This window comes from Fibrella rubiginis (assembly GCF_017353185.1).
GTDB lineage: Bacteria > Bacteroidota > Bacteroidia > Cytophagales > Spirosomataceae > Fibrella > Fibrella rubiginis.
The window spans coordinates 167,983-191,016 of sequence record NZ_JAFMYV010000007.1 but is presented as its reverse complement, the minus strand read 5'-3'; the positions used below and the strand labels follow the sequence as shown (position 1 = coordinate 191,016).

Sequence of the window (23,034 nt, the reverse complement as noted above, 5' to 3'; positions counted from 1 at the left end):
ACATCCATGAAGAAATTACTGAAACAGGTCATCCCCGTGTTGCTGGCTTTTGCGCTGCTTGCCTACGCGTTGCGCGGTATGCCGCTGGCTAGTTTGCTCGACCAGTTTCAGAAAGCATCGCGCGGGTGGATCGCCGTTACGGCTCTGGTCATGGGCATCCAGACCATTTTGCGGGCCGTACGCTGGCGGATGCTGTTGCAGGGGCTAGGCCACACACCCTCGGCGGGGCGTGCCCTGTCGGCGATGCTGGCGGGTAGTGCCTCCAGTGTCATTATTCCCGGTTCGGGCGAATTGCTGCGCTGTACGTTGCTCCAGCGAAGCGACAACGTGCCCATTACCGAAAGTGTCGGCTCCATCATCACCGAACGGCTGGTCGACCTGCTGGCTACGGCTGTTTTTCTGTCACTTACGCTGTTGCTCGAATCGGGGCGACTGCTAACCTATGTGCAACAATACATGCAGCTACCAGACTGGTTTTCAGCTATGTCGGGTGGTCATTGGGCGGGCTTGGCAGCGGGCCTTTTAGTTTGTATAACCTTGACAATCATCGGCTTACGGAGTGTATTTCGATGGCAATCGGTACAACGCCTGGCTCAGCGAATTCGATTGCGTGAACGGGTAGACGGGTTCCGCCGGGGGCTGATGAGCATCCGGAGTGTGGAACGGCCCAGCCTCTACTGGCTCACCACGTTTTGCATTCACGGCCTGTCGCTGGTGGTGCTGGCGTCGCTGTTCCGGGCATTACCCATCACCGAAAACCTGCCCGATTCGGCGGCGTTGACCGTTTTTGCGCTTACCTCGCTCGGTAGCCTCACCATTCCTACGCAGGCCAATATTGGCTCGTACCATTTCCTGGCCAGCCGGGGATTGGTTGCCTATGGCATGTCGCTGGTAGCCGGTACGGTCTGGGCCACGTTTTCGCACGCGATCATCACGCTGGTGAATTTTGGCTTCAGTGCGCTGGGTTTCCTGGCGGCACTCCGCTTTTTGCGGGGGGGCGAAAAAACAAAAACATACAAGGTCTCCAAGACTCTATAGGTTCAGCGCTACAGCGAGAAACTTACCTTTGCGGCATGTCCCGTCCTCTGCTTTTCCTGCTCGTCCTGCTTACCGCCTGTTCGTCCAAAAAAGACCGCCCTGTAGCCGCCGATGAACCGAGCTACACCGTTTTTTTCATCGACAAAAGCCTGAGCAACCAGCCCGGCGGGGCTGATACCGAAGCGCACGCCAGGTACGAACGCGTTATCCGTGAGGCGATTACTCAACATGTGCATCAGAAAGGAGATCGGGTAGCGGTCTATTTTGTCCACGATAACACCGCCAAAGCCCGCGCCTTATCGCTGACCGCCCGGACGCCGCTGCCCGACCTGGAAGGAGCCAGCCCCACCGACCGCGACGCTGCCCAAACTGACTACGAACTGCAACTCACCCGCGAACAGGCCACGCTGCAACGGCAAGTTCTCGCCAAACTCGACCAGCCCAATTCCGGCTCCTCCAACCAGCACACCGACCTGTGGGGTAGCCTCGACGTACTGGCCCAGGCAAACGAATCGGGCCGAACGGTGTGGGCGTATTATCTGAGCGATATGGTCGAAAGCATGACCGGCCCCGGCAGACGTGATTTTCATAAAACACCCCCCGCCACCACCGCCCAGGCCGACGAATGGGCTAAAACCGACGCCAAGCTCTTGGGCGAACAATACCCCATTGGCTCGCCCGCCGTCCGGCTGGTATTACCCTTTTCCGCCACCGCCTCAGCTAAAGAGAACAAGCCTACCATCACCCGGTACTGGCATACGCTGTTTGAGGCACTGGGGGCAAGTGGCGTAGAGGAGTAGTAGCCAGGATTAGCACGCCCTATATTGCGTGGCCATGACACAAACACTACCCGATGAATACGGCCAACTACTGGCTGACCTCAAAGCTACCATCCGCCAAACCCGCCTGCGGGCCATTGTAGTAGCCAACACAGAGTTGTTGCGCCTCTACTGGCACATAGGAAAAGCCATTCTTGAGCGACAGCAAGCCGCGCAATGGGGTGATAAGGTGACAGCTCAATTAGCAGCGGATTTACAACGGGAGTTTCCTGTAATGAAAGGCCTGTCGCACCGCAACATTAAATACATGAAGCAGTTTGCGGCAACTTATCCCGACTTTTTAATTGGGCAACGACCCGTTGCCCAATTGCCGTGGGCACACCATGTCATCCTGCTCGACAAAGTAAAGTCTGCTGAAGTGCGCGACTTCTACGTTGCCAAAGCACTCGAAAATGGTTGGTCACGCGATATACTCAGTCTGCAAATCAAGTCGGGGCTGCATGAACGGCAAGGTAAAGCGATCACTAATTTCGATAATCGCTTGCTGGCTCTACAGTCAGACCTTGCCCAGCAGTTAACTAAAGATCCCTACCTGTTTGATTTTTTGACGTTGCAGGACGATTATCAGGAGAAGGATCTCGAAAACGCGCTAACCAGCCATATCACCAAGTTTTTGCTTGAACTGGGTGCCGGATTCGCCTTCGTTGGTAAGCAGTACCACCTCGAAGTAGGCGATCAGGATTTTTACCTTGATTTGCTGTTTTACCACTTGAAACTGCGCTGCTACGTGGTAGTCGAGTTGAAACGGGGCAAGTTCCAGCCTGAGTTTGCCGGTAAGCTAAACTTTTACCTGTCGGTTGTGGATGACCAGCTAAAAACAGACGCTGACCAACCCAGCGTGGGTCTGTTAATTTGTCAGGACAAGGACAAAGTCGTTGCCGAATATGCGTTGAAAGACATTAACAAGCCCATCGGTGTTGCCGAGTATCGCCTCACAGAGAGCATTCCCACCGACCTGCGGGGTACATTACCGAGCGTAGCCGATCTTGAGCGCGAGTTGCTGCAGGCTGCTAGGGCCGATCAGTAGCAAGGCCCCGGCCAATGAACACCCGCTGTTTGAGGCATTAGGTGAGCGAATAGTCTAACGGAGCAAATCGGGCTATGCGCCCCACTCCGTTAGACGGCTAATTCCCCGTATAAATCAAACGGCTGTGCATCGGTGATGCGGACGGGGGCGAAGTCGCCGAGGCGGACGTAGGTGCTTTTGGTGATGGGCACCAGCACTTCGTTGTCTACTTCCGGTGAGTCGAACTCAGTGCGGCCGATGAAGTAGCCGCCTTCCTTCCGGTCAAACAATACGTTGTAGGTTTGGCCGATTTTGGCAAGGTTCTTTTCGTGCGAAATACCCTCCTGCACGGCCATAATGGCATCGGCGCGTTCCTGTTTCACCTCGGCAGGGATATCGTCGGGCATGGAGTATGAGTGCGTCTGATCTTCGTGCGAGTAGGTAAACGTGCCCAGCCGGTCGAAGCGCATCCGGTCGACGAAGTCAAGGGTTTCCTCAAAGAGCGCGTCAGTTTCGCCGGGGTGGCCCACAATGAGCGTGGTGCGCAGGTGAATACCCGGCACTTTCTCGCGAATCGTGTGGACCAGTTCCTCCGTTTTTTGGCGCGTAATGCCCCGACGCATCAGCTTCAGCAACTCCGTAGACCCCGTTTGCAGGGGCATGTCGAGGTAATTACAGACGTTGGGCCGGTCGCGCATGACGTCGAGCACATCGAGCGGAAAACCCGACGGGTAGGCATATTGCAACCGTATCCAGTCGATGCCCTCCACGTCGGCAAGGCGGTCTACGAGGGTGGCGAGGCTGCGTTTTTTATCCAGATCGAGGCCATAATAGGTCAGATCCTGGGCAATGAGAATCAGTTCTTTGGTGCCACGCCGGGCCAGTGATCTGGCTTCCATCACCAGCTCGTCCATGGGGCGCGAGACGTGATGACCGCGCATGAGTGGGATGGCGCAGAACGAACAGGGGCGGTCGCAACCTTCGGCGATCTTCAAATACGCGTAGTGCGCCGGGGTGGTCAGCAGCCGTTCGCCCACTAGCTCATGCTTGTAATCGGCGCGGAGGGTTTTTAGTAATCGGGGCAGTTCGTTGGTACCAAACCACGCATCGACAGTGGGCATTTCCACTTCCAGTTCATCCTTGTACCGGTGTGACAAACAACCTGTTACGTATACTTTATCCACCACCCCCGCTTCTTTGGCATCGACATAGCGCAGGATCGTATTGATGGATTCTTCTTTGGCATTGTCGATGAAGCCGCAGGTATTGATCACCACAATGTTGGCATCATCCTTCTTCGACTCGTGCGTGACGGCCATGCCGTTGCCCCGCAATTGGGTATACAATGTCTCCGAATCGACCAGATTCTTCGAGCAGCCCAGCGTGACAATATTGATTTTATTCTTAAGTAAGCCTTTGGTTTTCAAAACAAGTCGCGGTTGTAAGCGTCGCTAGAGGGTAACGAGGGTTTTGGGTAGCAAAGTTCGGGAGAAAGGACTGGACAATGCACAATGAAGCATGCATAATGGTTGTCGAGGCGAACGTACCACGGACTTTAGTCCGTATGTGCTACACACTATTTACGGACTAAAGTCCGTGGTACGTTCGCCTCGACAACCATTATGCATGCTTCATTGTGCATTGTCCAGTCCTTTCTCTCTTAACCCATCAATCGCCAATTTTACACGCTCAACCTGCTCACCTTTAGCCAACACCGTGGCTGGGGCGGCGCGGACGGTGCAGTCGGTGATGGGGCAGCGTTCGCAGGTATCGCCGACGTCGGTGCGGGGAATGGCGGGGTCGTCCAGAAAGGCGATGACGTGGCGAAGATCATCGGTGATGGGTAAGCCAATGTTGATGCTACTATTGGTGGTAGAGGGCGGCGACGATTTGGCAATGGACAGTACGAGATACGCTTGTCCATTGGGAGCATAGGTCGTGATCTGCGCCTGACAAAAAGGTTGCCCGTTCCAGCGCCCTTCAGCTTGCTGCGTACGCATGTCGTTGAGCATGGTCAGCGCCACTTGCCTACGGCAATAATGCTCGTCGCGGGCAACACCGTGAGGAGCATGAAGGCGGCTCAGATGCAGCTCTTTTGATATCACAAACCGCTGTTGATCAGTAGGTTGATCAAACCGGATAAAGAACAGATCTTTCAGGCCGAAGTGGCTGGCAAACAGGTTCATCACCCGTGACAAAAACATTTCCGGCGTAACGGCAAAGGAGGCCATCGCCGCCAACATTCGGTCGGGCCGCCAGGTGGGTTGCGCCAGGATGTCGGTCAGCATGGGCAGCACCTGTGTGCGGGGTATGAGGATAGCCCGCGCGAAATAGGATGCCCGGAAATTGTTCAGCACTTCCTCAAACGATGCCGCTGCCAGCATCGACGATTCCAGTGGCCGCTGCGTCAGGCCCAACTGCCGGTAGCCCACCTCGCGCCCCAGCGTAAACGCTGTCTGCCCTACAGATAACCCTTTATTAATCAGCAGCTTGTTTGTTTCGGGAATGAACACCGAACGTAGTGTAGCCAGGGCGGGCAAACTTGTTTCATCATAGGTTACAAGGCCACAGCCGTACTCGCTTGCCAGCACCTGCGTCAAATAGGCCGGACTCTCAACGGGGGCGGTGGGCAGGGGGTGATTGGCCAGAAAGAGGTCGGCCTGTTGCTCGATATCGTCGAAATAAGCGTCGTGCATGGCCTGATACGTGCGCAACACCGAGTAATAAAACTGTTCCACGCGCAGGTCATAGTTCCGGCCAATTTCGATCAGGGTGTTGATAAAGGCACTCAGTTTGGCAGGTGCTGCGGCCATCATTTCCAAAAAATAGCCCGGTTCAATGCCAAACAACTCTAATGGCAACTCATTGAGAATGTTTGAGTTAAGTAGTTCAGCTACGGCCTCCAGCTGCTTGCTTACCTTCAGTGATACCAGCGCATCGTAGTCTGTTTCGAGGGCTTTGGCAATGGCAAAGATCTTCTCCGTTTTGGGGTACTTCTTGCCTTTTTCGATCTCGTTGAGGTACGACGGCGACAAGCCTGTTTTGTCGGCCAGATCGTAGGTCGACAGGCCACGCTCCTGCCGGAGTTGCTTTAGTTTGAAGCCAAAAATGAGGCGTACTTTTTCCCGATCTGTGGTCATGCGGCCAAAGATAGTTTATCCCATTAAATCAGCGTTTTAAATATTTTCAGCGAACGTTCGCTATTTATAAAATAATCGCTGTAGGTTTGTGCTATCAGTGTGGCACAAACCAATACACGCGCATGGTCATTGAACAGGGACAGCCATTCGCCCAACTCGTTGGGCTTCAGTCACCCGCCGATAGGGCGATTGATTTTTTGCAACTCCGCGACCCCGCCGAGTTATTTTTCCAGCTTTCGCCGTCAACGCTAATCGAACATGCCGTGTTGCGGAGTGAGGGGCAACTGACCGATACCGGCGCGCTGATGTGCGCTACGGGCCGGTTTACGGGCCGGTCGCCAAAGGACCGGTACATTGTTCATGACGCCCTGACTGCCGACACCGTCGATTGGGGGCGTGTGAACATCCCGTTCGCTGAAGCGCAATTCGACCGGCTGCACCGGCGGATGCTGAACTTTCTGGAATACCAGACGGCCTACGTGCGCTATGCCCGCGCCGGCGCTGACCCACACCATCAACTCAATCTGTGTATCCTGACCACGTCGGCCTGGCAAAACTTGTTCTGCTACAACATGTTCCTGCGGGTGCCAGGCAAAGAATTAAGCACGTTTGAACCCAATTTCACGATTCTGGCCGTGCCCGATTTTGTGGCTAACCCGGGTGAAGACGGCACTCGAAACGGAAATTTTGCCATCCTGAATCTGTCGAAGCGGATACTGCTCATCGGTGGTACGGGATACGCGGGCGAAATAAAAAAGGGCATCTTTTCGGCACTCAATTTCCTGCTGCCGCAGCAAAACGTGCTGCCCATGCACTGTTCAGCCAATATTGGTCACGCCCGCCCCGACGGCAAACCCGACGTAGCGGTTTTCTTCGGTTTGTCGGGTACAGGCAAGACAACACTTTCTGCCGATCCCGAACGCTGTCTGATTGGCGACGATGAGCACGGCTGGAGCGACGAGGGTATTTTCAACTTCGAAGGGGGTTGTTACGCTAAAGTCGTTGATCTCACCCATGAGCATGAACCACAGATTTTCGATGCTATCCGCTACGGGGCTATCGTAGAGAATACGCGCTTCATTCCGGGCACTAGTCAGGTGAACTACGCGGATACCACGCTGACCGAAAACACGCGCACGTCGTACCCGATTCACTTCATCGACAACGCGCAGGAACCGTCGGTGGGGGGCCATCCGAACACGATCTTCTTCCTAACCTGCGATGCCTTCGGAGTGCTGCCACCCATTTCGCGCCTCACACCCGAACAAGCCATGGATTACTTTTTGCTGGGTTATACGGCGAAGGTGGCCGGCACCGAAATGGGCGTTACTGAGCCACAGGCTACGTTTTCGGCTTGTTTCGGTGCGGCGTTCATGCCCCTCCACCCTACCCAATACGCAGCCCTGCTGGGTGAAAAAATCCGGGAACACAACACCGAAGTATGGCTCGTCAACACGGGTTGGACAGGCGGCGGCTTTGGCATTGGTAAGCGTATCAGCCTGACGCACACCCGCGCGCTCATTCGGGCAGCGCTCACGGGTGCCCTCGACCCCGACGTGGTGCCCTACCAGCGTCATCCTATTTTCGGTCTCGCCATGCCAACCAGTTGTTCGGCGGTTCCGGCTACGTTGCTCAACCCGCGCGACACCTGGACCGACTCAGTCGCCTATGATAAGCAAGCTGCCCACGTCTGGTCACTTTTCGAGGCAAAACGGCAGGAAATAGGCTGATTATGAACACCCTGTCTCCAATTCCACCAATGGCGCTGGCAAACCTGGCCCTGCCCGTCGGCATCACGCTCGACCGGTATATTATGCAGCGGCAAACGGCGTTTCCCTACGCCACTGGCGAACTATCACAGTTGCTGCGTGATATGGCGCTGGCCAGCAAGATCATCAACCGCGAAATCAACCGGGCGGGCCTGATGGACATTACCGGGTCGGCGGGGTCAGATAATGTGCAGGGCGAGACGCAGCAGAAACTGGACGTGGTGGCCAACATCCGGTTCATCCGAGCCTTGAAAAACGGCGGCGAAGTGTGCGCCATTATTTCGGAAGAAGACGAAGACATCATCCACACCGGCAACGTCAACGCCAAATATGTGGTGGCCATCGACCCCCTCGACGGCTCGTCGAATATTGACGTCAACGTGTCGATAGGCACTATTTTCAGCATTTATCGCCGCGTTACACCCGTGGGTAGCAAGGCTACGCTGGCCGATTTTCTGCAGGGTGGCGATCAGCAGGTGGCGGCAGGCTATATCCTATACGGCTCCTCCACAATCCTGGTACTGACCACCGGCGAGGGCGTGAGCGGCTTCACCTACGATACATCACTGGGTGAATACATCCTGTCGCAGCCTAGCCTGAAACAACCTCCTACAGGCCAGATCTTTTCGTGCAACGACGGCAATGTAGCCGACTACCCCGCCCCCGTGCAGACCTATTTGCAACGTTGCAAACAGCAGCGCATGACGGGCCGCTACATTGGCTCGCTGGTGGCCGACTTTCACCGAAATCTCATCAAGGGGGGCATTTACCTCTATCCGCCAACGGCCCGATCTCCACAGGGAAAACTACGCCTGCTCTACGAATGCTACCCGATGGCCTTCATTGCCGAGCAAGCCGGCGGCCGCGCCTGCGATGGTGAGCAACGCATTCTGGACGTAGCCCCTACATCCCTCCATCAGCGAAGCCCGCTGTTTATTGGCTCAAGCAATATGATTGATCAGTTGAACGGGATGTCTTTAAACGGGTAACTGTAGCTTCGCGCTGGTTGCCCTTCGACAGGCTCAGGGTGACAGGGAACTAGATTCAAGTTACCTGATTTGCTTTAGATGGGCTGTCACCCTGAGCCTGTCGAAGGGCTATGCGTCAGCCCCTGGAGCGCGAAACTATACGGATACGTACGCCAAAGCTGGCCCATTTAAAACGCTGCCTGATACGTGATCTGAATGTTGTGCTTGGCCACTTTTTGCTTCTGGACCGTCACTGGATTAAGCCGCCCATTTATATCGAACAAGCTGGCGTACAACCCTTTAGGCTCACGGACCAGCACAGTATACGTGCCAGCGGGGAGGCCGTAGAGGCAATACGTTCCGTCCTTACCTGACTGCACTTTCTGGATCGGCTCTACGCCTTTAGTCGAGGTAATGAATCCTTCTTCCATGCCTTCCACAGCATCCATCATCAGCGCCGGATACACCAGCACCTCCCGCGAAACGGGTTCTCCTTGTGATGGCCCGGCACCCGGACCGGGCATCTGATTACCCTTCCGTTCCACCACTACACCACAGATACCCTGCTTGTTGCTTACGCTTTTTTTACGATGTTGAGCTACAGCGGTGGTTGTCAGGAGAGTGAGTAAGAGTAAGATGAATCGCATAGTAGAAGGGCCAATCATTTCTTGAAAAACGAATCCACGAACTCCATTTTATCAAACGTTTGCAGATCGTCGATCTTTTCGCCGACGCCGATATACTTCACCGGAATGCGGAACTGATCGGAGATACCGATGACCACGCCGCCTTTGGCCGTACCATCTAACTTGGTGATGGCCAGGGCTGTAACGTCTGTTACGCGGGTAAATTCGGTAGCCTGAATAAACGCATTTTGGCCCGTAGATCCGTCCAGCACGAGCAGCACTTCGTGGGGGGCGTCGGGGATAAATTTCTGCATCACGCGCTTAATCTTCGATAGCTCATTCATCAGGTTCACCTTCGTATGCAACCGTCCGGCGGTGTCGATGATGACCACGTCGGCGCCCATTTCGGTGGCCTTTTTCACGGCGTCATAGGCCACCGCCGAAGGGTCGGTGTTCATGCCGTGCGAAATGACGGGTACCCCTACACGCTCACCCCATAGCTTGAGCTGGTCTACGGCTGCCGCCCGGAAGGTGTCGCCCGCGCCGAGCACTACTTTCTTGCCCCGCTTATGAAACTGTGATGCCAGCTTACCAATCGTGGTGGTTTTGCCTACGCCGTTCACCCCGACAACCATAATGACGTACGGCTTTTTATCAGCAGGCAGCTCAAAATCAGCGCGTTGTGTAATGGCCGTGCCGACACTGTCGGAGAGTAGGCTGGCTATCTCTTCGCGCAGGATTTTGTCCAGCTCGTCGGTGCCCATGTACTTGTCGCGGGCCACGCGGGCTTCGATGCGCTTGATGATCTTTACGGTGGTCTCTACCCCCACATCTGAGGAGATCAGCACGTCTTCGAGTTCGTCGAGGACTTCCTCATCAATGGTGGTTTTGCCCACTACAGCCCGACCAAGCTTGGAAAAGAAGCTGTCTTTGCTTTTTTCCAGCCCCTTGTCGAGCGACTCTTTTTTCTCTTTACCAAATAATCCGAAGAAGGCCATGGGCTATTAAGTCGTAAGTCTGTGAGTCATAAGTCCGGAAAGTCGCAGGTCTGAAAAGCTACGACTTACGATTATGTTTGATACAAAAAAAGTCCCTCATCGGGACTTCATTGTAATGTGTGTTAGTTGGCGGGCAATTACGCTTTAAACGCGTTCTGCACTTCATCAACCGGCACCATTTCTTCTTTGAACGTGTAAGCGCCCGTTTTGGGAGATTTCACGGCGCGGATAACTTTAGCGAAAGCCTTACCGTTATCTTTTGTCTTCAGGGTTGCAACTACCTTCTTAGCCATTGTGCTGTGTACGTTTCGACGTGTGCCTCGGTGCTGTTACGCTACGGGTTCCGCCATTGATGAGTTGATTACTTAATCTCTTTGTGCAACGTTACCTTCTTCATGAAGGGGTTGTACTTCTTGCGCTCGATACGCGCAGGGGTGTTTTTACGGTTCTTGGTAGTGATGTACCGCGAAATACCCGGAACACCCGCTGCCCTTTGCTCGGTGCATTCCAAAATTACCTGAATTCTATTACCTTTCTTAGCCATGGCTATGTGATTTTCTCAACGGGAGCGCAAAGATAGGAAACCCGTTTTGAAACTCCAACAGTCCCTTATAGTTGTGGGTCAGATTCTTACAGCCGAACCGTTGCAGGCAAATATTTGGCGATGAGGTCTTCGTAATACGGCTTCAATTCGCTCACCACGGGTGGTTTTGGGCTTTTCGAATACAGATCATACGGGTTGAATTTGTCAACCCACGGGAACATCGCCCGGTCGTGGTCGTCCAGCAAATGATCATAGGCCTTTTCGCGGTGCTGCGAGTAGAACGAGTGATACCGGATCATGTACAAGGCCGGCTCGGGCAGGTAATTTTTCGTGATCTGATACAGATACTCGTCATGCCCCCACGACATATGCACGTTCTTCAGGCCACAATGGTGGCTGTAAACGCCGTATTTGGTGTTATACCGCTCATCATAGCTATCCGGGTTGGCAGCGAAATATTCGGGGTAGACGATCTTGTCGGAATGCGCGCAACCCACGGGGAAGGTGTCGCCCACCACGGCCCACTGCGGTTCGCCGAAGAGGCAAAGCACTTTACCCATGTCGTGCAAAAAGCCCGTCAGCACAAACCAGTCGGGGTGACCGTCGGCGCGGATAGCCTCGGCGGTTTGCAACAGGTGCTGTAGCTGATCGAGGTCGGTATCGGGGTCTGAATCGTCGACGAGAGTATTCAGAAACTCCATCGCGTTCCAGACGGGCATTTCCTTCTTGTCGAACTTCAGAAACTCGCTTTCCTTTTCCCGAACAAAGTCGAACGTCTGGTAGCGGTGATTGAGGCGGTAAAACTCCCGCACAGTATCGCGCTCCGGACTGTCGTAGTTGCGGTAGGCTTCCTTCGCCTTGTGCGTCGGCTGAGCGCAGCCCGGCTCGGGATAGCGCAGCAAAACGTCGTCTTCCCACTGCTCAAGGCTGGCAAGGGGGTTGGTTTCCTGCTGAGTAAGTGTTTGCTGCTGCATAATGCTTTAAGAATAAACGCGATAGACCAACAAAAGTACGGGTAAAGCTTTAAGATACTGGATGTTGGATGCTGGATTTTGGACAATCGATCATTGATGTCATCGCTTGGAGCGATGGCATCAATAATTACTCCGATTTGAGAAAGCTGCCAGACAGCACCTCCCTACTTTGTCCGGGCAATTATTCAGCAGACCAATTTGTTACGGGAAGAAGTAATGCAGTAAGCAACTCGGTTGGGCTGCTATCTTTTCCAACGCCATGAACAACGTTCCATTTTCTATACTCGATCTGGTGCCCGTTGCCGCCGGGAACACCGTCAAACAGTCACTTAACAATGCCCTTGACCTGGCCCAACACGCCGAAACATGGGGTTACAACCGCTATTGGCTGGCCGAACACCACAATATGACCGGCGTGGCCAGCGCTGCTACGTCGGTGGTGATCGGCTACATTGCGGGTGGCACCAACACGATCCGCGTGGGGTCGGGGGGTATTATGCTGCCCAACCACTCACCGCTGGTCATTGCCGAACAGTTTGGCACGTTGGCATCGCTGTATCCCGGTCGGATTGACCTGGGTGTAGGTCGTGCGCCGGGTTCTGATCAGGTTACGGCCCGCGCCATGCGCCGCAACCTGACCGGGCCAGATACGTTTCCACAGGATGTGGTTGAGTTGCAACACTATTTCCAACCCGCCGAGCCGGGGCAGGCGGTACGGGCTATGCCGGGGGCGGGCCTGAACGTACCTATCTGGATACTAGGCTCCAGCCTGTTTGGAGCGCAGCTAGCCGCCATGCTGGGGTTGCCCTACGCCTTTGCCTCGCACTTTGCCCCCGACGCGCTCATGCAGGCCCTGCACACGTATCGCACCCAGTTTCAGCCGTCAGAAACGCTAAAGAAACCCTACGTGATGCTGGGCGTAAACGTCGTGGCGGCCGATACCGACGAGGAAGCCAAACGGCTATTTACCTCGGCGCAACAGCAGTTTATCAACCTCCGAAGCGGCAATCCGGGCCAATTGCCTCCCCCCGTCGATCAACCCGAATTGCTCGATTATGCCCTCCGGCAGACGGGTGCGGGCCAGATGCTCCGGTACGCCGTCGTTGGTTCGTCCGAAACGGTACAACAGGGCCTTACCAACTTCATCGACCAAACCCAGGCCGATGAGCTGATGATCACCGCCCAAATTTTCGACCACGCCGCCCGGCTCCGTTCATTTGAACTCACCGCACAGGCGCGAGAGGCAATTTTGCAGCGGGAGGTGGTTTCTGTGGCGTAGTTGTTTCAGGGCGAGAGTCTACCCCACCCCCACCCCCGGCCCCTGCCTTTCAGGGGAGGGGCCGGGGGTGGGGTAGACCCTCGCCCTGAAACAATTACCCTAAATCGCTACCAAAACTTCGCATACAACCCAATCAAAATCGCCGCGATTACGACTGACCCTACCAAAAACGACCGCGACACCCGGAACATGGATTGGTCAATAGCCAAGCCTTTGGGGTTCTGTACACTCGCCGGGTCCGTCAGCGATACAAGTACCATCAGGGCCATGTCGATGCCAAAAACCCAGGTGGTGCGGTGCAGGAAGGGTATTTCGGCGGCCTGACCACCAAATACGTGGCTGATCTCGGGCCAGAATTTGAACAGGATCGAGAGCGGAATCGTCAGGATAGCCACGGTCAGGGCAGCGCGGTTGGTGGCACGTTTCCAGAAAAAGCCCAGCACGAAAATGGAAAACACACCGGGCGTCAGGAAATTGGTGTACTCCTGAATGTACTGATACACCTGATCGAACGACCGCAACATGGGCGCGATGATAATGGCCACCACAAACGACACCACCACCGCCCAGCGCCCTACGTTCACCAGCTTCTGTTCCGACGCGTTCTTGTCGACGAACTTCCGGTAAATATCCAGCGTGAAAATCGTGGAGATACTGTTGCACTTGCCTGCTAATGAGGCTACTACCGCCGCCGTCAGGGCCGCGAAAGCCAGGCCTTTCATGCCCGTGGGCAGCAGGTTCATCAGTGTGGGGTAGGCATTGTCGGGCCGCACGACCCCGCCCGCCGTCATTGCCGCCTGGAACGTACCTTCTTTATAGAGCACATAGGCCGCGATGCCCGGAATGACCACGATCAGCGGGATCAGCAGTTTCAGGAACGCCGCAAACAGGATGCCGCTACGGGCGGTCTTGAGGTCGGCGCCGAGTGCGCGCTGCACAATGTATTGGTTGCAGCCCCAGTAATAGAGGTTGTTGATCCACATGCCGCCCAGCACCAGCGACATCCCCGGCAGGGCCTGGTAGTGCGGTTGCCCTTCGGCGAAGAACATATGAAAATGATCGTCGGCGCGGGTGCGGAGGGCCAGCAGCCCATTCCAGACGCCGTTCCCGGACGCGGGACCGACCCCCGATTTGTCGGCCACGAGTTGCAGGGCCAGGTAGGTTACCACCAGCCCACCGACGATGAGCACCACCACCTGAATTACGTCGGTATAGCCAATGACTTTCATGCCACCGAGGGTAATGAAAATGGCAAAAACGGCCAGCCCGATGGTGCAGGTGGTAAACGAAATCCCCGCCAGCGACTCGATGGCGATGGCTCCCAGATACAGAATCGACGTAAGGTTGACGAGCACGTAGACTACGAGCCAGAAAATGGCCAGAATCGTGCTGACGGTGTCGGAATACCGTTGCGCCAGAAACTGCGGCATGGTCGAGATGCGGTTTTTGAGGTAGATGGGGATGAAAAACACGGCTACGATGACCAGCGTCGCCGCCGCGATCCATTCATACGACGAAATCGCCAGCCCCATGGCAAACCCCGACCCAGCCATGCCGATAAAGTGTTCAGCCGAGATATTCGACGCAATCAGCGAGGCCCCGATGGCCCACCACGTCAGCGACCCTTCGGCCAGAAAAAAATCTTTGGTATCGGTCTCCCCCGCCCGCCGGGAGCGATAAATCCAGTAGCCGTAGCCGACAACGATGATGAAATAGGTCAGGAATACCGCATAATCTGCGGCAGCTAGGTGGTTCATAGGAAGGCAGAAGTTTAGGTACGTGGTAAAGACAACCATGCCCTATTTCGTACCCATTTCACCCACCAGCCAAAACGATAGAGGACCGTTTTAAGGTTGGTTTTCATAGCTGACCTTAAAACAAGTTGATTTTAAGGTTAGCTATGAAAACCAACCTATATTTGAGGCCATCACATTAATCTAACCTTAAAACACAGCGTTTTTAATGCCTCAAACCGCCCTATACACGATTAATCCAGACCGGAACAAGCCGTGGAATGGTCTGCCTGACTTGCCTATTCACCCCGATCTATACCGGTCTGTGGCGGTTTATGAGCAATTGGCTTATGCCAAAGAAGCACTTGGGCGGTTGCAGGGACGGAGTGTAGCTATTCCCAACCCGGCCTTATTGATCAATTCCATTAGTCTTCAGGAGGCGAAAGCATCGAGTGCCATCGAGAACATTTTTACGACCGACGATGAACTCTACAAAGCGTTTAGCGAACAAACGACTGAACAGGCTAGTGAACCGACTAAGGAAGTACTTCGATATAGGGAGGCGTTGTGGAAGGGATTCAATTACCTGGCTGAGCAACAGCAGTTTAGCGTAGATTATTTTGTGCAACTTTTTCAGGAAATCAAGCAGTCGTCACCTGAAGGCATTCGCCCGGCTTTCTCTCAGGTCTATATCCGGCAAGGTGGTAGTGGCCCCAACGCGGGTAAGCCTGTGTACACACCACCCCGGGGGCCGGGTGTGCTGGAAGCCAAGTTGACGAACCTGGCCAGCTTCCTGAACGACGATCAGACTTACCCCGTTGACCCATTGTTGAAAATGGCTATCGGTCATGCGCAGTTCGAGGCGATTCACCCTTTCCGCGACGGCAACGGCCGAACGGGGCGGGTGATCAACATTCATGTGCTAACCCAAAAAGGATTGCTAGATTACCCAATCCTATACCTCAGCCGTTATATCCTGGAACACAAAGAGGAGTACTACAGCACATTGGCGGCAGTTACCCAACGCGGCGACTGGCAAAATTGGCTGCTCTATATGCTACGGGCGGTAGCCGAAACGGCTAGTCTGACCTACGAAAAGATCAACCGCATCCTGACCGCCCGCAACGCTATCGGCGAAGTAATTGCAGAACAGCAGCGCATTCGTCGGCCCGATCAGTTGACACAAAAAATCTTCACCCAACCCATCACCCGCGTCCGGCACCTGACCGAAGACCGCACCTACGCCGAAAACACAGCCCGTGATTACCTCAATAAACTAGTCGAGATCGGCGTACTAGAACGCAAAACAGTAGGCGGCAACCATTACTACATCAACCGGGAATTATATAGCATCCTTGCAGAGTAATAGTAGCCGCATAAACGATAAGCTACATATTGACTAACCGTCAAACAGTGCTTTGAACGCAAGGATCTGATTACGCAAGTCATGACGAACTGGGTTGCCAGAGATGTCATCTCCGCTAATTACACAATAGTCTTACGCGGATTGAATGGCATCATGCATATTATTAACAGGTTATATCGACAGATGAGTTATTATACCTTATTATTTTTCATGGCTTCTTTAAGTCTAATAGCCAGATCTGAATCTTGCGAGCTAAAACCTAATTTGTCACTTTTCTTAACTCTATTCTTGTCACTATGTATTCTATTAATCCTATTCATTTTATTTTTAAAAGCTCCATGAAAATTTTGTGGCAATGTATTAATGATGTAAGTGCAAACGCTCTTTGCCATGTTAAAATTATTTATCCTAATACATACCTCGACAAATTGATTTATTCCATCAATGAGGTAACTTCTTACGCTAGGTTTCATTAACATTAGATCACTAGATTTAGCTATATCGTAAAGCTTCTTTCCTGGAAATTTATATATTTTTTCAAAACGTTCTTTTTGAGTATGATATATAGCCCTGAACTGAGATTCTGTAACCTCACCATAAGTCCTTTGTTCTTTAAGTTCGTACCTTTCGTCTGTTATTTGTATTGTTACGTATACCATTAATGTCCCCAAAATTTCAATTCTAGCTTCATCTGTAATGTCTAATTTTTGCGTTATCGAATCTTGCAACAAATTGATAGCATATAAACGATTTTCTTTAGATCCTTCAGACCAGCTGTATCTAGCGTACATTATAACATAGCGCCATTCTTTACTAAAGAGATGGTTGTAAGCTTTTAAAAAGTCTAGAGCTTTGTCAATTTTTCCTGCGTTTGAAAAAAGATATTCGCCAAAATTTAATGCTGCCCTTAACTTAACATCAGTTGGAGACTTTTCTCTGTTTAATATGTGTCTATACTTTCCTTCTACCTCTGCCTCAGTATTTACAGGTCTACTTGCATCCGCGTTAGCCAACAAAGCAGTATCAGTACTTAGCTTTTTATCAATCGTGACAAGGTTAAATCTACTTGTAATACTTCCATCGTACTCCTCACCTTTTGTATCATAATATTTTTTCATGATACGCAAAATATCAACCGAGTATACTTTAAAAAAGTCTTTATCTTCTATTTCAATTATCTTTAATTTTATTAGTTCGTTAAGAGCATTTCTGAACTCAGCTTCTTTCCCCTCTTTATTTAAAATAAATCTCAGCTTACTCACTAAATTCGAAAGATCATCTTCTGATACTAATAAACTTGCAGCTAAAAACATATTCTTTGCATCTAGAGATAAGTAATCATACAATCTATCGTACAGAAATACATTAGCTCCTTGACTACCCTTGATGTCATGCTCAAGAGAATCCATTAAATTCCCTTTCTGACCCAATAATATTGCAAATTGAAAAATAAATAAAGGTCTTCCACCCGTTACTTGATGTAACTTAGTCTTTACGGTGCTTTTAGTTAATTGTGGCAATATTGTTTCAATAACAAAAGACGGAACCTCAATGCCAATTGCTTCTTTCAAAAACACAACTGTCTCATCTTCAGATAACTCATTAGTGGAGATCTCTTCACCAGATATAAGCGTAGCAGCTCTTGTAGTTATTAGTACCTTATGCCTGTTTATATCGAGTGAGCTAATGAACTTGCTAATCTTACGATTTTCCTCTTTTGCGAAAGTTTCAAAATCATCTATAATGAGCAGTATGTATCCTTCGAAATTTACAATTGCTTCAAGATCAAATGTTTTATTTGAAAATAAAACATTATTAATGTACATTATTATCTCTTCAAAAGTAGAGATATTTTTTTCGTCGATATTTTCAACTACGCCTTTGTAATAGTTATAGTATCTATCTTTTGCTGATAAAAAAATGATGTAGTCAAATATCTTCTTGTCTTGATTCGATAGGTCTTCACAGAGGCTTTGGATCGACGCGGTCTTACCAACACCACCGTGGCCCCAGAGAGTTGCAAAAACTGAGGATTTGTTAGTTGTCAGGAAATTCTTTATTTTACCTTTTATTCCTACATCAATATATCTTTTGAAATTGTTGGAAAAGTTATTAATGACTGTACCGTTTAAAGCACGCTTTTTTATTCCATCGCTCAATACATTAAGATTTCTAAAGCTTGATATATCTTTGTAAGTTACACCCGTTTTTATGAGTTTATTAAATTTGGATCGTCCTGTAAGTTTATCCTGCACGTTAGAGAATGTGTAGAAATTATCTTCGTCTTCAATCAAAACGAACGGACCTATTTTAGTATAATTCATGTCTGTTGCGTAAAGATATAGAGAATCTATTTCAAATGTATCAACCTCTTTTGAACAATGCCATACGGTATAATCAAAACCTTCGGCTTTATAATTTATTCCGTAATACTGGTTATCTCTAATACCCTTGACATGTATAATATCCGTCTTTTCATTTGTAAAAAACATATAATTCTGTTCTTCGATAACTGTAATAAGATCCTTAAATAGCTTGATGCAAGAATCTAAATCATCTTCAAATGAATATCCATGTCCTATCTTTTCATTTCTGAGTTGAGGGTATTTATTTAATTGATCTTGTACGGTTTTATATTTCTTGTTGCCGAATAACGATTTGTCAACATCTAAGGTTCTCAGAATGGATACTATACTGCCTACTGATGGTCTAAGTATACTGGTACATACATGTAATTTATCTTCTTCTTCTATTCTATCTAAGTTGCTCCACATGTATCCAAGCATCAATATCAAATAAAATTCAAATTTTGCTTGTAGCTGCACTTTAAGAGCTGACTTATCATTAGATGCCTCTAGAAAATTAATTCTTCGATCAATATGAGAAATAATGTAGTTCATGGCTACTAAATTCTAATTGTCAAGCAGTGAAAATCTCTTACAAAGGTTACAAACGATCAGAAAATTATATTGTCGAGTATTTTTGCAACAATCGATCCATGAAGCAATATTGTATTGACGCATTGCGACCTGGTAATGCCTTTATATGAATTTTGTTTAAACCCGACAACAGAGACTGCCTGACGCAAGGATATAAAATTAGCAAGACGCATACAATTATACAAACATTTTTCTTTGTATATTGAAGCATACAAGGCTGACCTTGTGGAAGAAGTAGATTGGCAAGTTTCTATGTTGTAGAAAAACAAAAAACCCCAATAGACTATCTATCAGGGTTTTTATTATGTAGCGGGAGCTGGACTTTAACCTAGTTAATCCGAGTATGTCTATTCCAGCAAGAGAACAGCATAAAAACGACTTATTTAAGCAGTATAAGCCGTTTATGATATATAGCATAGTTAAGCCTAGTTAGCCCGGATACGAATAAATTAAGCTATTCCGTCCCCCATTCCGTCCCCGAGTCGTTTTTCCTGCTACCTTGCCAGCATACCAAACGACGACAAAACAGACATGGCCCGGCAAGCAGAAGAGGCAATCTCCTACGTATTACGAGACCCTAACGGGACCACATCAACGCCTATTATTGGTATCGTACGGTTCAACAATGACCGTATAAAAGTGGCTACTGGTTTCAAAGTGATCCCCGCTCACTGGAACCCGTTGAAGAGCCGGGTAAAGAACGTCGTCGATGCCACCGACAAGCAGCAGATAAACGACTGGCTACAGGATACTCAAGAAGCCGTCAAGCACATTATTGCTGACATGAAGTCGAACCGGCAAGCCCTGACCAAAGAGAGCGTAAAGGTCCGGATTGATGCGTACCTAAAGCCAGTGGTCGATGTAGCCAAACCAGAGCCAACCGAGCCAGCCCTGTTCACCTTCATTGCTGACTTCATTACAGCCGCCCCTACCCGCGTCAATATCGAGACCGGCAAGCACGTCGAACGGCGAACTATCCAGAAGTACGAAACGGTCTTAAAAGTCCTACGGGAGTTTGCCACAACCTACCGCCGTAGGGTTGACTTTGATTCTATCGACCTGGACTTCTACGACGCGTTCAATGCCTACCTGACAGCAACAAAGGGCTTTGCCACCAACAACGTAGGCAAGTACCTGCAAACGTTGAAGGTCTTTCTAAACGATGCCAGCGCGAGGGGAATAGCCGTTAAGCAGGATTACCGGAGCCGCAAGTTTAAAGTGGTCAAAGAGGATGCCGATAACGTGTATTTGAGCGAGGCCGAACTATTATGCTTACAGAATGTAGACCTATCTAGAACGGAGCGATTAGAGCGCGTTAGAGACCTGTTCCTCGTTGGATGTTATACCGGCCTACGTTTCTCGGATTTGACCAATCTACGGCCCGAATACATCAAAGACGGGCTGATCCGGATTGAGCAGCAGAAGACCGCTGACAAAGTGGTAATCCCCTGCCATGCCATTGTTACGGCCATGCTGACAAAGTACGGCGGCACCTTGCCTCGTAGCATTTCAAACCAGAAGATGAACGATTATCTGAAGGAGGTTTGCCAGTTGGCAGGTATCAATAGTATCGAGAGCAAGGCACAAACGAAGGGAGGCAAGCGAATTACCAAATCTTTCGAGAAGTGGGAAATGGTCTCAACCCATACCGCCAGGAGAAGCTTTGCAACAAATATGTACCTGCTGGGCATTCCGGCCATGACCATTATGCAGATCACCGGCCACCGTACCGAAAAGGCGTTCATGAAGTATATTAAGCTGGATCGCGAGCAACACGCCAAAGTAATGGCTCTACACTGGCAGAAGCAGGTAGCTAACTCACCGTTCAAGATTGCCTAATCAACAAAAAGCCCGCCGAGGTCCAGAACACCAACAGCGGGCTACTATGATTCAACACCATGCAAACCAACGACAACGGCCAACAGTTCGGCTATTCACCAAGCAGCACAAAAACAGTCACAGCCTATAAGCTTAACCGTAGCCTATTGGCAATGGCTTTTTACCTGCCACTCTGTGCTTTTGATCCAAGATGGAGCCTATGGCCAGACGTTATTGATATTATTGCAAATCGTTGGAATGAAATCGAAACGGGTTTCACACAGGATATTGACCTCTTGGCTAAGGAAATCAGAGCCAACACAGACGCCCTTTTACACTCACCCAGTGCACTACGTAGCTATTATAAGTTTCTCGACAATCTATTGCTCAAGCCAGTAAAGCAATTTTGTGAAATTGATTTTTGGAAAGATACAGTGTACAAAGGCCCATATAAGTGCGAACAAGCTAGAATCAACTCATGCCCTCTGTATCCATTCCAAGAATTAATAAGCGAAATACAAAACTTGCTTCTAATGGAAGACCGCACAGACTTGTTTAATTCTTGGGGTAATGTCGAGTTCGGCGACATTGTGGAAGATGAGGCAGCCCTAAGGCCAGCATTAATTAAATTTAATCGGCTTTGCACTGGTTTAATGCGCGAGGTAAATGGAGTTGCATATATAATAAATTCACATTTCGAGTTAGCCTTTCCCGATATAGCCGAACAGGAAAGCGAGTTAGTCTTTACACCCGTTTCTGCCAAAAGTGAGATCAAACGTAGCAATAACGTCAACTCATTACCAAACCAAGAGACGGAATATGACGCTCTCGTGCAGTTATTTGCCAGCGAAAAGGACTTTCTCCATTACATAGATGTCCTACGGAAATATGAAAAACCGACTATTGACGATTCTGTTAATTGGGTCGGTAAGAAAGGTAGCCGATCTATATTGATGGCTTGGGTAGACAGATTAGAGAGCAAGGGAAAAATGAAGTCAACAGGCGACCGGGGAAACTTGATACCCCTCCTAATGTCTTATTTCAAGGGTCTTGAAATTAGCCGCCGGACAGCTTACCATCAGCCCAAAGCCGACACAGCTAAAAAGTTGAAAGACTACTTCGTAGCTAAGATTCCGCACTAATCGCACCTGTGCGGAATGTGCAAGGTCGTGCAAAACGCCGATTGAAACTTGCCTCCATGTTTAATGCTAACCAATCGCGAACATGGAGATGGTATTGATTCCTGTCAGTCAATTACGGGAAATGATTATAGAGGGGGCAAGTATTGCCGTTAAGCATAATCAGCCCGCTCTACAGCCAGCCGCCCCGGCTGACGAACTACTTACGCCGGAAGAAACCGCCCGCCTTTTGAAAGTTACCAAAGTCACGGTGTGGGACTGGTGTAAACGGGGCATTCTCAAAAAGCACAGCATTGGTAATCAAGTCCGTTATCTACGTAGTGAGGTGTTTGCGGCCGTGCTTAAAAAGGGCGTTGAGGTATGAGCCAGCCCGCACCAATCCCGGCACTCCGACAACTGGAGATGTTGGTCGACGCCGCCAAAGCCGCCAAGCATCCCACGCTGCCACCACATGCCCGCATCAAGGCGAAGTACAGCGACAAGTCAGCCAATGACCTGACTCGTTGCATCGTGGATTTTTTCACCTATTCAGGCCACTTCGCCACCCGCCTACAGAGCGTTGGTACTTACCGGGAAGACCTCAAAAAGTTTGTGGGTTCACAGCAACGGCGAGGCCTACCCGACGTGTTCGCCGTGGTGCATGGCCGAGCCGTACACGTTGAAATCAAGGTTGGTAAAGATCAACTGTCCAACGACCAGAAAGAAGCTATTGCCGACCTGCAAAAGTCAGGTGCAGCGGTCTATGTGGCGAGAGATTTTCAGGGCTTCTTCGACTGGTTCAACTCGCTCACCCGCCCGCCGTTCATCTGAACGAGGCGCGTTTTCCTTTCAACAAAAAAAGAGCCGCCACCCCCCGGC

At 50.6% G+C, this 23,034-nt stretch carries 20 protein-coding genes; 11 read left to right on the top strand and 9 right to left on the bottom strand.

All coding sequences use genetic code 11. The features are described from left to right. The first annotated feature begins 6 nt into the window (after positions 1–6). The 3 genes from J2I47_RS15105 to J2I47_RS15095 are packed head-to-tail and all read left to right on the top strand — an operon-like array spanning position 7 to position 2,904. On the top strand, positions 7–1,038 hold the full coding sequence (locus tag J2I47_RS15105; RefSeq protein ID WP_207365422.1) for a lysylphosphatidylglycerol synthase transmembrane domain-containing protein: 1,032 nt from the start codon (positions 7–9) through the stop codon (positions 1,036–1,038). Between the two features lie 35 nt (positions 1,039–1,073). Continuing rightward, positions 1,074–1,838, top strand: a complete 765-nt coding sequence (locus J2I47_RS15100) for a hypothetical protein (protein WP_207365421.1) — start codon at positions 1,074–1,076, stop codon at positions 1,836–1,838. Between the two features lie 34 nt (positions 1,839–1,872). Next, positions 1,873–2,904, top strand: coding sequence for a PDDEXK nuclease domain-containing protein (locus J2I47_RS15095; protein ID WP_207365420.1), 1,032 nt, complete (start codon positions 1,873–1,875; stop codon positions 2,902–2,904). A gap of 89 nt (positions 2,905–2,993) precedes the next feature. Here J2I47_RS15095 and rimO read toward each other — a convergent pair whose 3' ends face one another. Then, positions 2,994–4,310 carry a 30S ribosomal protein S12 methylthiotransferase RimO gene (rimO, locus tag J2I47_RS15090; RefSeq protein ID WP_207365419.1) on the bottom strand — a complete coding sequence of 439 codons (1,317 nt, stop codon included), beginning with the start codon at positions 4,308–4,310 and terminating at the stop codon, positions 2,994–2,996. Between the two features lie 204 nt (positions 4,311–4,514). After that, the gene (locus tag J2I47_RS15085; protein WP_207365418.1) at positions 4,515–6,023 is read right to left on the bottom strand and encodes a helix-turn-helix domain-containing protein; all 1,509 of its coding nucleotides are present in this window, start codon (positions 6,021–6,023) and stop codon (positions 4,515–4,517) included. Between the two features lie 122 nt (positions 6,024–6,145). Here J2I47_RS15085 and pckA point away from each other — a divergent pair, with 122 nt between their 5' ends. Next, positions 6,146–7,753: a phosphoenolpyruvate carboxykinase (ATP) gene (pckA, locus tag J2I47_RS15080; RefSeq protein ID WP_207365417.1), complete on the top strand. Its 1,608-nt coding sequence runs from the start codon at positions 6,146–6,148 to the stop codon at positions 7,751–7,753. Between the two features lie 2 nt (positions 7,754–7,755). Then, positions 7,756–8,781, top strand: a complete 1,026-nt coding sequence (gene fbp / locus J2I47_RS15075; protein WP_229374623.1) for a class 1 fructose-bisphosphatase — start codon at positions 7,756–7,758, stop codon at positions 8,779–8,781. Positions 8,782–8,948: 167 nt separating this feature from the next. Here the strand turns inward: fbp and J2I47_RS15070 are convergent, their stop codons facing one another. The 5 genes from J2I47_RS15070 to J2I47_RS15050 all read right to left on the bottom strand — a co-directional run bounded on the left by J2I47_RS15070 (position 8,949) and on the right by J2I47_RS15050 (position 11,902). Then, complete coding sequence (locus J2I47_RS15070; protein ID WP_207365416.1) at positions 8,949–9,407, bottom strand: carboxypeptidase regulatory-like domain-containing protein; 459 nt, start codon at positions 9,405–9,407, stop codon at positions 8,949–8,951. Positions 9,408–9,421: 14 nt separating this feature from the next. Next, a complete protein-coding gene (ftsY, locus tag J2I47_RS15065) occupies positions 9,422–10,384 on the bottom strand; it encodes a signal recognition particle-docking protein FtsY (protein WP_207365415.1) in 963 nt (320 codons plus the stop codon). A gap of 137 nt (positions 10,385–10,521) precedes the next feature. Next, a complete protein-coding gene (locus tag J2I47_RS15060) occupies positions 10,522–10,677 on the bottom strand; it encodes a DUF4295 domain-containing protein (protein ID WP_207336689.1) in 156 nt (51 codons plus the stop codon). A gap of 68 nt (positions 10,678–10,745) precedes the next feature. Further along, positions 10,746–10,928: a 50S ribosomal protein L33 gene (rpmG, locus tag J2I47_RS15055; RefSeq protein ID WP_207336688.1), complete on the bottom strand. Its 183-nt coding sequence runs from the start codon at positions 10,926–10,928 to the stop codon at positions 10,746–10,748. 86 nt (positions 10,929–11,014) lie between these two features. Continuing rightward, positions 11,015–11,902: an inositol oxygenase family protein gene (locus J2I47_RS15050; protein WP_207365414.1), complete on the bottom strand. Its 888-nt coding sequence runs from the start codon at positions 11,900–11,902 to the stop codon at positions 11,015–11,017. 259 nt (positions 11,903–12,161) lie between these two features. Between J2I47_RS15050 and J2I47_RS15045 the strand changes: the two genes are divergently transcribed. Further along, on the top strand, positions 12,162–13,181 hold the full coding sequence (locus J2I47_RS15045; protein ID WP_207365413.1) for an LLM class flavin-dependent oxidoreductase: 1,020 nt from the start codon (positions 12,162–12,164) through the stop codon (positions 13,179–13,181). A 107-nt stretch (positions 13,182–13,288) separates the two neighbouring features. Here J2I47_RS15045 and J2I47_RS15040 read toward each other — a convergent pair whose 3' ends face one another. After that, the gene (locus J2I47_RS15040) at positions 13,289–14,938 is read right to left on the bottom strand and encodes a sodium/sugar symporter (protein ID WP_207365412.1); all 1,650 of its coding nucleotides are present in this window, start codon (positions 14,936–14,938) and stop codon (positions 13,289–13,291) included. Between the two features lie 205 nt (positions 14,939–15,143). Between J2I47_RS15040 and J2I47_RS15035 the strand changes: the two genes are divergently transcribed. Further along, positions 15,144–16,280 (top strand): Fic family protein, encoded by a 1,137-nt coding sequence (locus J2I47_RS15035; protein ID WP_207365411.1) that lies wholly within the window; start codon positions 15,144–15,146, stop codon positions 16,278–16,280. Positions 16,281–16,471: 191 nt separating this feature from the next. Here J2I47_RS15035 and J2I47_RS15030 read toward each other — a convergent pair whose 3' ends face one another. Continuing rightward, complete coding sequence (locus J2I47_RS15030) at positions 16,472–19,180, bottom strand: NB-ARC domain-containing protein (protein WP_207365410.1); 2,709 nt, start codon at positions 19,178–19,180, stop codon at positions 16,472–16,474. A gap of 570 nt (positions 19,181–19,750) precedes the next feature. On the opposite strand from J2I47_RS15030, the gene J2I47_RS15025 reads away from it, so the two are divergent. The 4 genes from J2I47_RS15025 to J2I47_RS15010 all read left to right on the top strand — a co-directional run bounded on the left by J2I47_RS15025 (position 19,751) and on the right by J2I47_RS15010 (position 22,986). Next, on the top strand, positions 19,751–21,058 hold the full coding sequence (locus J2I47_RS15025; protein WP_207365409.1) for a site-specific integrase: 1,308 nt from the start codon (positions 19,751–19,753) through the stop codon (positions 21,056–21,058). Between the two features lie 59 nt (positions 21,059–21,117). After that, positions 21,118–22,179, top strand: coding sequence for a hypothetical protein (locus J2I47_RS15020; protein ID WP_207365408.1), 1,062 nt, complete (start codon positions 21,118–21,120; stop codon positions 22,177–22,179). 82 nt (positions 22,180–22,261) lie between these two features. Next, entirely contained in the window at positions 22,262–22,540 is a 279-nt protein-coding gene (locus J2I47_RS15015) for a helix-turn-helix domain-containing protein (RefSeq protein WP_207365407.1), read from the top strand. Next, positions 22,537–22,986, top strand: coding sequence for a VRR-NUC domain-containing protein (locus J2I47_RS15010; RefSeq protein WP_229374620.1), 450 nt, complete (start codon positions 22,537–22,539; stop codon positions 22,984–22,986). Before J2I47_RS15015 ends, J2I47_RS15010 begins: the two co-directional genes overlap by 4 nt. Positions 22,987–23,034: the final 48 nt, after the last annotated feature.

Coding starts and splice junctions, on each gene's coding strand:
- J2I47_RS15025 (WP_207365409.1), top strand. CDS start 19,751: ATGGCCCGGCAAGCAGAAGAGGCAATCTCCTACGTATTACGAGACCCT.
- ftsY (WP_207365415.1), bottom strand. CDS start 10,384: ATGGCCTTCTTCGGATTATTTGGTAAAGAGAAAAAAGAGTCGCTCGAC.
- J2I47_RS15060 (WP_207336689.1), bottom strand. CDS start 10,677: ATGGCTAAGAAGGTAGTTGCAACCCTGAAGACAAAAGATAACGGTAAG.
- J2I47_RS15030 (WP_207365410.1), bottom strand. CDS start 19,180: ATGAACTACATTATTTCTCATATTGATCGAAGAATTAATTTTCTAGAG.
- J2I47_RS15045 (WP_207365413.1), top strand. CDS start 12,162: ATGAACAACGTTCCATTTTCTATACTCGATCTGGTGCCCGTTGCCGCC.
- J2I47_RS15105 (WP_207365422.1), top strand. CDS start 7: ATGAAGAAATTACTGAAACAGGTCATCCCCGTGTTGCTGGCTTTTGCG.
- J2I47_RS15050 (WP_207365414.1), bottom strand. CDS start 11,902: ATGCAGCAGCAAACACTTACTCAGCAGGAAACCAACCCCCTTGCCAGC.
- J2I47_RS15010 (WP_229374620.1), top strand. CDS start 22,537: ATGAGCCAGCCCGCACCAATCCCGGCACTCCGACAACTGGAGATGTTG.
- fbp (WP_229374623.1), top strand. CDS start 7,756: ATGAACACCCTGTCTCCAATTCCACCAATGGCGCTGGCAAACCTGGCC.
- rpmG (WP_207336688.1), bottom strand. CDS start 10,928: ATGGCTAAGAAAGGTAATAGAATTCAGGTAATTTTGGAATGCACCGAG.
- J2I47_RS15015 (WP_207365407.1), top strand. CDS start 22,262: ATGGAGATGGTATTGATTCCTGTCAGTCAATTACGGGAAATGATTATA.
- J2I47_RS15085 (WP_207365418.1), bottom strand. CDS start 6,023: ATGACCACAGATCGGGAAAAAGTACGCCTCATTTTTGGCTTCAAACTA.
- J2I47_RS15040 (WP_207365412.1), bottom strand. CDS start 14,938: ATGAACCACCTAGCTGCCGCAGATTATGCGGTATTCCTGACCTATTTC.
- J2I47_RS15035 (WP_207365411.1), top strand. CDS start 15,144: ATGCCTCAAACCGCCCTATACACGATTAATCCAGACCGGAACAAGCCG.
- J2I47_RS15100 (WP_207365421.1), top strand. CDS start 1,074: ATGTCCCGTCCTCTGCTTTTCCTGCTCGTCCTGCTTACCGCCTGTTCG.
- J2I47_RS15095 (WP_207365420.1), top strand. CDS start 1,873: ATGACACAAACACTACCCGATGAATACGGCCAACTACTGGCTGACCTC.
- pckA (WP_207365417.1), top strand. CDS start 6,146: ATGGTCATTGAACAGGGACAGCCATTCGCCCAACTCGTTGGGCTTCAG.
- J2I47_RS15070 (WP_207365416.1), bottom strand. CDS start 9,407: ATGCGATTCATCTTACTCTTACTCACTCTCCTGACAACCACCGCTGTA.
- J2I47_RS15020 (WP_207365408.1), top strand. CDS start 21,118: ATGCAAACCAACGACAACGGCCAACAGTTCGGCTATTCACCAAGCAGC.